Source organism: Candidatus Angelobacter sp. (assembly GCA_035607015.1).
Lineage (GTDB): Bacteria > Verrucomicrobiota > Verrucomicrobiia > Limisphaerales > AV2 > AV2.
Window position 1 is genome coordinate 1 of the sequence record DATNDF010000014.1, and the last position, 10945, is coordinate 10945.

At 59.2% G+C, this 10945-nt stretch carries 7 protein-coding genes; 2 read left to right on the forward strand and 5 right to left on the reverse strand.

Annotation, left to right across the window (positions count from 1 at the left end):
* Positions 1-1539, reverse strand: a 1539-nt coding sequence (locus VN887_00495) for an ABC transporter ATP-binding protein (protein HXT38477.1), incomplete at its 3' end; no start/stop codon positions are given.
* An 18-nt stretch (positions 1540-1557) separates the two neighbouring features.
* Between VN887_00495 and VN887_00500 the strand changes: the two genes are divergently transcribed.
* Together VN887_00500 and VN887_00505 are read left to right on the forward strand one after the other, a co-directional pair.
* The gene (locus VN887_00500) at positions 1558-1704 is read left to right on the forward strand and encodes a hypothetical protein (GenBank protein ID HXT38478.1); all 147 of its coding nucleotides are present in this window, start codon (positions 1558-1560) and stop codon (positions 1702-1704) included.
* A gap of 513 nt (positions 1705-2217) precedes the next feature.
* Positions 2218-2631 carry a cupin domain-containing protein gene (locus VN887_00505; protein HXT38479.1) on the forward strand — a complete coding sequence of 138 codons (414 nt, stop codon included), beginning with the start codon at positions 2218-2220 and terminating at the stop codon, positions 2629-2631.
* A gap of 50 nt (positions 2632-2681) precedes the next feature.
* Here the strand turns inward: VN887_00505 and VN887_00510 are convergent, their stop codons facing one another.
* From VN887_00510 to VN887_00525, 4 genes are all read right to left on the reverse strand, one after another.
* On the reverse strand, positions 2682-3689 hold the full coding sequence (locus tag VN887_00510) for a sugar phosphate isomerase/epimerase (protein ID HXT38480.1): 1008 nt from the start codon (positions 3687-3689) through the stop codon (positions 2682-2684).
* Between the two features lie 104 nt (positions 3690-3793).
* Positions 3794-5482, reverse strand: a complete 1689-nt coding sequence (gene ggt / locus VN887_00515) for a gamma-glutamyltransferase (protein HXT38481.1) — start codon at positions 5480-5482, stop codon at positions 3794-3796.
* A 517-nt stretch (positions 5483-5999) separates the two neighbouring features.
* A complete protein-coding gene (locus VN887_00520) occupies positions 6000-8288 on the reverse strand; it encodes an immunoglobulin domain-containing protein (protein ID HXT38482.1) in 2289 nt (762 codons plus the stop codon).
* A gap of 133 nt (positions 8289-8421) precedes the next feature.
* Positions 8422-10425 (reverse strand): immunoglobulin domain-containing protein, encoded by a 2004-nt coding sequence (locus VN887_00525; GenBank protein HXT38483.1) that lies wholly within the window; start codon positions 10423-10425, stop codon positions 8422-8424.
* Positions 10426-10945: the final 520 nt, after the last annotated feature.

Consider the following 10945-nt stretch of genomic DNA (forward strand, 5'->3'; position numbering starts at 1 on the left):
CGCCCGGCGGGCGGCGTCCTCGACCTCGGCGGCCGTCGCCCGATGCCGGCCGTAGGCGATGTTGTCGCGCACCGAGCCATCGAACAGAAAGACATCCTGCTGCACGATGGCCAGGAGATCCCGGTAGGTGTTGAGTCGAAAGTTCCGGATGTCGGAGCCATTGAGCAGAAGGCGGCCCCGGGTTGGATCGTGAAAACGGGCCACAAGATCGGTCACCGTCGTCTTCCCGGCGCCGCTGCGGCCCACCAGGGCAACCACGGTTCCGCCGGGCACGACAACATTGAATTCGCGCACCACGGGTTGGCCCTCGCGGTATTCAAACTCGACGTGTTCAAACCGGATTTCACGCACGACCGGCGGCGCGTCGCACGCATCGGGTTTGTCCGGCTTGTCGTCGTCCATGGCCAGCACCTCAAAGACGCGCTCCGTGGCCGCGAGCGAGCGCTGAAGCTCGGAGAAGGAATTCACGATGTTCCAGACCGGGTTCAGGAGCAGGAAGGTGTACCACTGGAACGCCATGATGTCGCCAATGGAGGCGCGGCTGACGAGGTTCAGGTATCCGCCGTACCAGACGATCACGACATTGACCGCGCCCAGCAACAGGCCCCAGGACGTCCACAAAACCATCTCGCGGCGCTGCGCGAACATCTCCTTGCGGAGCACGGTGTGCCGCCCGAGCATGTAGTCGAGCAATTCCCGCGTCTCCCGTCCGAACGCGCGGACGATGCGGATTCCCGAAAAGGTTTCGCCCACGCGGCCATCGATCCGTTCCACGTCCTTGCGGAGCGAACGGTAGATGGGCCGGATGCGTTTCGCGAACGTCAGACTCATCAACATGACACCGGGGATGATTGCCAGCGCCGTCAATGCCAGCCGCCAGTTCAACGTCAACAGCAGTGCCACGGCAACGACCAGGCGGAGGATGGAGATGGCGGGAGACATGATGGCCATCTGGAGAAGCCCGGTCGTCGTGTCCACGTCTCCGGTCAGCCGCGAAAGGATGCCGCCGGTCTTGAAGTCCCACAACTTTTGCAACGGCAGGTGCAGCAGCCGCTCGAACAACGACCGCCGGAGCGACAGCATCACGCGCACGTTCACCAGGCGCTGGCGATAATCTTTGAGTGCGCCGATCAGCCTGGAAAGGACGACCACACCGACAAACAGCATCCCCGCGAAGTGAAGGCGGGCAAGTCGCGACGCGAGGTCCAATGCGGCGTTTAGCAGCACCCTGTCGATGATGAACCGCATGAACAGCGGCTCGACCATCTCCAGTCCGGCAGCAAGCAATGCCAGGGCAAAAAGAGTGGCTATCGCGTAACGATGAGGCCGCAACCAGAGCAGATATTCCCGGAGGTACTTGCGCCGCCTGCCTCGAAGCTTCCCGCTGGACTCTGATGCCGATCCCTTAGCGGCCGTTTTTGCCGAAAGATCAGCAGGCTGGTGGTCGTCGCCGCCTTCCGCCAGATCGTCGAGCCGCCTTTGCCGGTAGTTTTGAATGAAGCCCCGATAACGGTGGCGCGAGGAGCGGAGGTGGCTCATCCGGTGCCGTCACTTTGCATGAAACCTCAGCAAGGCGTCAACTTCCGAGCACTTGTTGAAAAATCGGCGCCGATCTCGACCCCTTTCCTGAAAAAGCACAGCGGATCGTTTGCGGTTGCCACTCAAGACAACAAAAACGGTCAGGCGCGTCGTTCGCTGATCTGAAATACCCGGATGAAATAAACTTCGAGTGCCGGAAAGCTGTCGCAACATTGCGCGATTACAAAGCGCGTATGCTCCGGGTACTGCTGCATGTTGACCGGACTCGCGGTTCATCGAAATCAGTCATGCCGATCCGGTGGTCACGCCACCGGAAAAATCCGTTATGACGATCGCGTTACGGCGAACCAAAAGTTGGTTCCGAAGAGCAAACTGAAGGCCTGACAATGCACGGCGGCGAGTATGCGGCAACGACGCATCGCAGGCCATATCGAAAGACTGGAGAAACCCATGCTCAACTGGTCGGGCAATGGATCCCACGGAGCGCCTACCAGCCCGGACCCTGGCCCTGCTTCCAGGTCGGACTGAACCGTCCTGAGAACACCCCGGCGTTTACTCACGGAGATTTAACTGCCGCCCCAGCCGAAAGCCGGCCAGCACTCCGGCCTGGCAGCCGCGATTGTGGTCTTGCAACTGGTGCGATTGCGGCAGCACACTCTGCCGGTCGCGCACCTGAAAATGAGTTCACGAATCGTCGCATCGCCGCTCGCCGGACGGGTCGTCGGGTCGATCAACGACGCTTTTGTGCTGGCTGAATGGCGGGATGCCGGCGGACCCGCGGATCCGCCGCGTCTCATCGCTCCACCGCACATCCATCACAGCGACGACGAAGCCTGGTACGTGCTTGAGGGCACCTTGTGCGTCCGAGCGGGTGAAGATGAATTTGAAGCGCGCGCGGGTTCGAGCGTGTTCGTTCCACGCGGCACGCCCCATACCTACTGGAATCCTGCGCCGGTCCCTGTTCGCTATCTGCTCGTCATGACCGCGAATATTTTCCGGCTGATTGAGGAGATTCATACAATGTCAGATCGGACTCCCTCCGCCCTTCGAGCTGTGTTCAGGAAATACGATTCCGAACTTCTCGATCCGTAGCAGCCAACACCAAGATTCATCGCTGACGAGAGCCGCACGTCACCGTCCGCTCAACCAATATATTCACGCATTATTTTCAAATACCGCTGACAGGTTTCCTTGATGTCGCGATCGCCGGGATGCTGGTCCTGTTCGATGGAGGCATAGCCCTCGAAGCCGGTCTGCTTCAGCGTTTCGATGATGGCGCGGATGTCCATGACACCGTCACCGAACGGCGGGAACAGGTGCATGAGACCGTCGATGTCACGCATGTGCAGGTTCATCACGTGCCCTTTGAGCTTGTCAAGCGCCACGGGCGGGTACTCGCGCTCGAGCTGCACCCATCCGACGTCGAGGTTGCTGCCCAGCGCGGGATCGCGAATCGCGTCCCACAGCCGCAGAAACGCGTCCGCCCCCGGCACAAGCGTATGGGTGTGATTTTCAATCGAGAATTTAAGTCCGTGTGATTTCGCACACGTGAGGCAATCCCTGACGGTCGCAACAAACCCGTTCCATACCCGCTCAAAATCGAAACCAGCGGCGACGTCAATGTGGAATTTCTCATCCGGCTTTGGCTTCTCGATATCGTAGTAGCGTGGCAGGTAATACGTCGGGCCCTTCAATTCGAGCGCCCACGGCGCGACGATGTTGATGATTGTGGCTTCAAATCTTTTTCCTACCCGGCAACCTCCTTCGAAATAATCGAGGGCCTGTTCCCGGACATCGCGTTGCGTGCTGGACAGTCCTTCAACCACCGGCTGGAACATGACAAATTGCGACACTCGAAGTTTATACCGGTCAAGTTTCTGCTTGAGACGGTCCACGCGGGTGTCCGTCCAGAACTCCCTTACGTCCTTGCGGGCGGTGACGATCAACTCGATGCCGTCAAATCCCATTTCACCGATGAGGTCGATGGCCGGCTCGGGATCGACGCCGGGTGAGAGGCTGTGGAAACACCAGCTCAAACAACCAACCCTGATCTTGCCCTTTGCGCCGGTACGCGATTCGGCTGCGGCAGCCGCGAAAGGCAGCGCCGCAACGGAGAGGGCGCCCCTTTGAATAAATTGGCGTCGGTTCATGAAGAAACAGTTATCCCGCTTTTTGCTCCCGTGGCCAGAAAACTTTATCCGCGGAATCGCGTCGTTGCAGCTCGACCGAACCCGATGCAAAGGGGCATCTGTCCCTACCACCCGGCCGCTTTGCCATCCACGCGCGGATCGTGCGCGCCCGTAAGGCCCTTGTCCTTCGCGCCTATACCGACCGCCTGCGCCGCGCCGAGCGAATCAACGAGCTTGAGTTTGTGGCCGCGCTTCTCGAGTTCCCGCAGCACTTGTTCGCCGATGCTCTTTTCGATCACCAGTTCGTCCGGCTTCCATTGGTGGTGAAATCGCGGTTGAGCAAGTGCTGCTGCCGGATCCATGCCGAAGTCAATGGTTTGAATGATCGCCAGCACCGTCTGGCTGATGATGGTCGGCCCGCCCGCCGCGCCGACGGACAGAATCGGTTTGCCGTCCTTGAGGACGATCGTTGGTGACATGCTCGACAGCGGGCGTTTTCCTGGCGCTATTGCGTTTGCTTCCGCGCCAACCAGGCCGAAGTAATTTGTGGCCCCGGGCTGCGCCGAAAAGTCGTCCATTTGATTGTTCAGCACGACGCCCGTTCCGGGCACGACGACCTTGCAACCGAACGACGTGTTGACCGTCGCAGTGCAGGCGACCCAGTTGCCCCGGGTGTCGGCGGTTGAGAAATGAGTCGTATGCCCGTTGAAAATGTCCTCTCCCGCGCCCGGTGGTGTTCCCTGTTGGGATACAGGCGTCGCGCGATGCAGATCAATTCGTTTCGCGAGGGTCGCCGCGTATTCTTTTGAGGCGAGTCCGCGGGGAACTTTCACGAAATCAGGATCACCGAGCCAATACGCGCGGTCGGCAAATGCCAGTTTCATCGACTCTGTCACGACATGGACAAAGTCCGCGGAATTCGCGCCCATCGACTTGAGGTCGAAGTTCTCCAAGATGTTGAGGATCTGAGCAACGTGAACACCACCGGAGCTGGGTGGAGGAAACCCGACGATTTGACAGCCGCGATAGGTCGTGACGATCGGGTCGCGAATTTTCGCGCGATAATTTCGAAAATCTTCGACCTTCAGCAAACCGCCATTCCGCCGCATCCAGGCGGCGGTCGCACGCGCGAAAGGACCGCGGTAGAACCAGTCAACGCCATCCGTCGCAACCGACCGATAGGTTTTTGCAAGGTCCGGCAGCCGCAGAATCTCACCCGCCTTTTTAGGCCGGCCGTCGGGCAGAAACGCCGCGCGCGCGGCTTCAAACATGCTCAATTCCTTTGCGCTCGCAGCAAGGCGCACCGCATAACTTCGGTCGAGCGCAAAACCGTTTTCGGCAATTCTCGCTGCCGGCAGGAGAAGCTCTTTCAACGAAAGCTTTCCGTAGCGGCGCTCCGCGTAGTCGTAAACCGCCAGTGCTCCCGGCATGCCTGCTGCCAGTGGCCCGGTCAAGCTCAGATCGGCAACCGCCTTGCCATCTCGCACGAACATGTCGCGAGTCGCGGCGGCGGGAGCCGTTTCACGGCCATCAATGGCGACAAACGTCCCGTCAACCAGCCGGATCAGCATAAAACAACCTCCGCCAATACCGGAGTCGTGACCATCCACGACCCCCAGCGTCAGCGCCGCTGCCACCGCCGCGTCAATGGCGTTGCCTCCGTTCCTGAAGGCCGCAATGGCGGCTTCGGTCGCGACCGGATGCACAGTGGCCACGAATCCATGCGCCGATTCGCTGCGCGCAAATGGAGTGCTGCGCACCACCAGTGCGATCACGAAAGCCGCATATCCGCGCTCCAACCATGACGATTTCATTCGATGAAACAGACTTAAACCACCGAACGGTTCCTTGACAGCTGGAAAACTCCCGACGGAAACCATCAGCCGCGCCGGGTGACAACAATGCACTTGAGGCGGACAAAGGAGCGACCCGGTTTCCCGCGAACTCACCCGATCAACTGCGAAGGCGACGATGTTGGCGGGCGTAGCTGCCCGAGTGGATCGCATGCGAAACCGTCCAGCCAGTTATCAGGGTGGCTTCTGCCCCTACCTCTTCCCTCTGCGTCGTTCCCTGGCCGCAGCCTTTCGGCGAATTTTTTTCGCGTGGCGTTTGGCGGCTCTACGGGACGCGGCGCGGGCGTGGACGGAGGCACGTCTGGATTTGGCGGGCGCCGCTTCGATCGCGGGCAACGCCGAAGACAAAACGAAGGCCGCCAGCACTGTGCCCAGAATAAACTTTCTCATAGCCATGCGCCGTTAAACGACAAATTACCCTTGTTGTCAACTTCTCACACAGGCTGACTATCCCCACGCGCTGTCCCTCTGGACCGCGTTATGGCGCCTCAATGGCACGATAGAAGCGCGAAATCGAGTTCGTGGAGTACGAATCGACGAAATCCCAAATCCCGTTCGCCGCAGCGTTGGTCGCCAGGGAGACCCAGTTGCTCAGATTGATGGAGGTCTGCAAGATGTAGTTCGTGCCCCTCTCGCCAATCAACTGCAACTGGAACTGACCGCTTCCGTTCAAGCCGACCGTGCCGAGACGCATAGGCATATCAAGCAGAACGGCCGCCGGACCACCCGCCACGGATCCGGCGAAATTGCCAACCGTGACGGCATAGTCGCCTTCATTGACAGATTGAAAATTGGTAATGGTCAGACTGGAGTTCGTCGCACCCGGCAGGCTGACTTGATTCAAACTCCACTGATAAAACGGCCCGGGCGTCCCGGTGGCCACAACGCCGAGCGTGATGCTGCTTCCCGCTGGCGCAGTCAGAGCCTCCGGCTGCTGGGAAATGGACGGAGCGACACCAAGATTATAATTCAAAACCGCGGTGCCGCTGGCTCCTCCCACACCGTCCACCGCGATGTAATACACCGTATCCTTCGTAACGGGAAACACGGTTCTGCTCGTTTGGCCGTCCGGGCCACTGTCATTGTCGCAAGCCACCGGCACGAGACTCGCGAAATCGGTGCCCGGTCCGGTGTAGGCCGCCAGCACGGTGTCGAAGTCGCTTCCGTCGGTGTCGAGGATCAAGAGCCCGTCCACCGGAGGCTGATATGCGTACCACTCGGAGGCTCCGCCCGGCTCGCCACAATGGTCCGGTTCACCGGGATCTTTGCTCGAACCGACCGTGCTGAAAACTTGCGTGCCCCGGAATCCACGCGCTGGTCCCCCGGATTGCTTGTGGATCCCTGATGACTTTGCAACCGCGCCCTGCGCCGACCCAGCGACCAAGTCCACGGTTTCAAAAAACTTGTCTTCAGTGAACACTCCGCGAACCACGGTGCCATCGCCCCGAGTGTGCATTTGGACGCGGACAAGGTGGCTGAAAACCTCGAACGTGGTGTCACTCGACGGCACTGTGCTTGGGACGATCCGGACCTGGTAATTGCCAACGTCGCCCCGTTGCAGGCCCGATATGGTATAGGTATCCGTGCTGAGCTGTCCGCTGAGCGCCTTGACGGGCAGTCCATTTTTGAACCACTGCAAATTCACCGGGTCCGGACTGTCGAAACCGATCGTCAAAAGGACGCTGTCGTTCGTCGGCCCGGAAGCGGCCACCGGCTCGGTAAGAATCGACGGAAGGAGATTCGTCGCTGGCACCAGAGTCCAGGACATGACAATATCGCCTTGCGCGCCGTGGAATCCATCCACGGCGACCTGGTATTCGGTGTCTGTTCGAGCGTAGAATTTCAGTCGACTGGTATGGAACCCACCACTGTCGTTATCGCTGCCCACCTCGACAAGATTGGTTAGCGAGGTACCTGTATAAACCGCCAGCAATGTGTCGAAGCTGCTGCCCAGTGTGGAAAACGTAACTACCCCGCTCGCAGGAGCGCGCCAGGTGACCCAGACTGAATTGGTGCCTTTTTCACCTGCGTGCAGCGGCTCGCCCACTTCCCGTGTCGCTCCGATGTTCTTCCCGCGCCCCACATAGACTGGCGCGTTCAGGGTGATTCGATCGGCGAAATTATCCGTCATGTCCAGGGCGTTGATCCCCGTCACACGCAGGGACGCAATCGCGCTCAAAACGACACCGGCGGGATTGAAAACGATGACGCTGTAATCGCCGGCATTCGCCGCCTGCACGTTGGGGATCGCGAGCGTATCGCTGACCGCGCCCGGAATGTTCACCCCGTTCAGTCGCCACTGGTATCGAAGTTGATTGCCCGTCGCGACAACAGAAAAGGTGACGTCCGTGCCAACGGATACAGACTGGCTGGCCGGCTGTTGTACAATCGCAGGAGGCTCTATCACATGAACGGTCAGGAATCGTGAACCGGAATCCGCACACAACGGGGAGGTTCCCGTGAAATCAATACGAACCACGGTGTCTCCGACCTGCAGCCCCGTCACGGTAAAGATCTGTGTCGTCACGGGACCCGCATTCAACGGAGTGACCGATGCGATGTTCGCGTCCTGCACGGTCACACGCAGATCGACCGGGCAGTCGGGCAAAGAAATGAAGGTCGCTTTACCGGTGGCGCCGACCCCGATCAACGTCATGGAACTCGGCGTCAATACTTGCGCGCGCGCAACCACCGTGGAAAGGAAAACGGTCAACGCCAGCAGGGTGAGAAAGCATCCATTCAACCCACGTTGAGCCTCGCGAATCATGACGATTGTGCTGACGGACTTTCGACCGCGCCCGACGCCGACCGGATTGCGTCGAACAAGGCAGCCGTGACCCATCCCATTGAGACATGACGCGGGCCGCTGTCAACGCTGGCGCGGCGAGTCCCGCCGTTGTTTACTGTGCGAGGGCCCGATAAAAGCAGTACGGACGCGCGGCACCATTGGTCGTCACATAATCCCAGATCCCGCTTGGCGCAGTGTTCGTTGCGAGAGGGTTCCAATCCACGAGGTTTGTGGAGCATTGGACGATGCAAGTGGCGTTGCGCTGGCTGATGATGCGCATGGTGCATTCATTGCCGCTGATGTTGAAGGAATCCAACCGCAGCGGGGAATCCAGCAGCAACGTCGCGGCGGTGCTGACGACTGTGCCTGCAAAATTGCTCGCAACGATTGAGTATGTACCTTCGTTTGTCGCCTGAAAATTTGTGATCGACAAACTTGTGTTCGTCGCACCGCAGACTGCGCCGTCACAAAAAAGCCACGCATAGTCGGGAGACGGAATCCCTGAGGCCAGCGCGCTCAGGGTTACGCTGGCCCCCAACGGCACTGTCTGGGTCGCCGGCGCCTGTGTGATGACCGGCGCGACGCCCAGCGTGTAGTTCAGTTGCACCGTCCCGCTCGCGCCGCCCACCCCGTCCACTGCGATGTAGTAAACAGTGTCCTTGGTCACCGGGAATACAGTACGGCTCGTTTGGCCGTTTGCGCCGCTGTTGTTATCGCACGCGACCGACACCAAACTTTGAAAATCCGTCCCGGGCCCAGTATAAGCCGCGAGGACCGTGTCGAAATCACTCCCGTCGGTGTCCAGAACCAACAGGCCGTTGGCCGGTGCCTGGTAGGCGTACCATTCGGAGGCCCCGCCCGCTTCCCCGCAATGATTCGGCTCACCCGGATCTTTCGTGGCTCCAACGGTGCTAAACACCTGCGTCCCGCGGTAACCGCGCGCCGGTCCGGCGGACGATTTACGGACAGGTAACCGGCTGCCGCCCGCCTTTTGCAATCGAGATCCCGTGCCCAGGCTGCTCTTCACCCCACCCGCGATCTCCGGGAATTTGTCGAGTGCTGATATACCTATGGCGCGGCCGTCAACAATGTTGATCTGGACGTTGGCTCGATCGCTCACGGTCTCCACTCCGGTCAATAACTCAGTCACGTGGACTGCATAATCGCCGACATTGGCCGGCTGAAGGTTATTCAGGTGCAGTATGCTTTGGGTCGCGCCCGGAACAGGTTTGCAGTCCAAGTACCACTGGTAGCCGAGCAGGCCACCGCCCGATTGGACGGTAACCGATAGATCCAGGCTGTCACCGGGCAGGCCAACCGACACGGTGGGCAGGATGTTTAAAACAGACAACAATCCCTCCAGCACGTTGACATCCCATTTGAGGACGATGTCGCCACTGGCCCCTTCCAATCCGTCCACCGCGATATGATAAACAGTACCTGCCTTGGCGTTGAATCTGACGCGGCTTGTGTGATGGCCGCTGGCGGCGTCATCGCAGTTGCTGACATCGTCATTCGCCGCGACAAGTGTCAGATTCGTAACATCGTTCCCGGTGTAAACATCCAGGAGCGTGTCGAAACTGCTTCCCGCCAGATCGAACGTCGCGACACCTCCCAGCAATCCCGGCGACCATGTCAGCCAAACCGAATTCGTGCCCGGTTTGTTGGCATGGTTCGGTTCGCCCGGCTCTTTCGTGGCGCCAATGTTATTGCCGCTTCCTGTTCCCGTCAGACCCGTGACGCGATTGTTCCCATTCATGGCATCGGAAAACGGTAAAGCGTCCAAACCAAGAGGCCGGACTCGCGCGACCGCACTGTTGATCGCTCCAGTGAAATCGCCAACGGCAACACTGTAATCACCCGCGTCCGCAGGATGAAAGCTGGTGATGACGAATGCCGGACTGTTGGCCCCGGGAATGTTGACGCCGTTCAACCTCCATTGGAACGTCAGCGGCCCGCTGCCGGTCGCCTGAACAGTCAAGGTGACCTTGCTGCCCGTCGTGGGGGTTTGACTCTGGGGTTGTTGAGTGATTGTGACCTGCGCGCGTGCCGCAAACGGGAACAAACCGGCCAGCACACCAACCAACATGAGAATCTTGTGACGCGTGTGTTTCACGAGCAAATCTACGTACGAGAATTGGGAAAAGACTGGTTGTCTATGGGGTAAAGTCCTAAGTTCCTTGGCAACATCAAAGTGGCTATAATACCGTGTCGTTCAGGCCGGTGTCGTTAATCCAGATTCACGAAATTCAAAAAGCAATTCGGGTGCCGCGTTCATTTTGGACGGTCATGGCGGGACCCGGGCGGATGCGGCTCGCGGTTCTCAGGAACAGCAATCCGGACCCGAGTAATTCGTTCGGACATCGCAATCTTGATATATGGCTTTTCCACACTGAAGCGTTGGCACCCGCGGTGCTTAACTGAACATCCGTCACATAATTGGCAAGGTCATTTTTGGAGTGTGGTGCCCAAAGTGAGCTGCTGTGCTGAGACAATTCGGTAGATGAAAAACCTGATTTTAAAGGTCCGGCAGGCCATTTTGCCCCTTTTGTCGGCAGGCGCCATTTGCGCCGCCTTCCCTGCGTTTGCCTCGGATAAGGTTGAGTCGCGGCTGCTGACCGTGGAAGGTAAAGTCG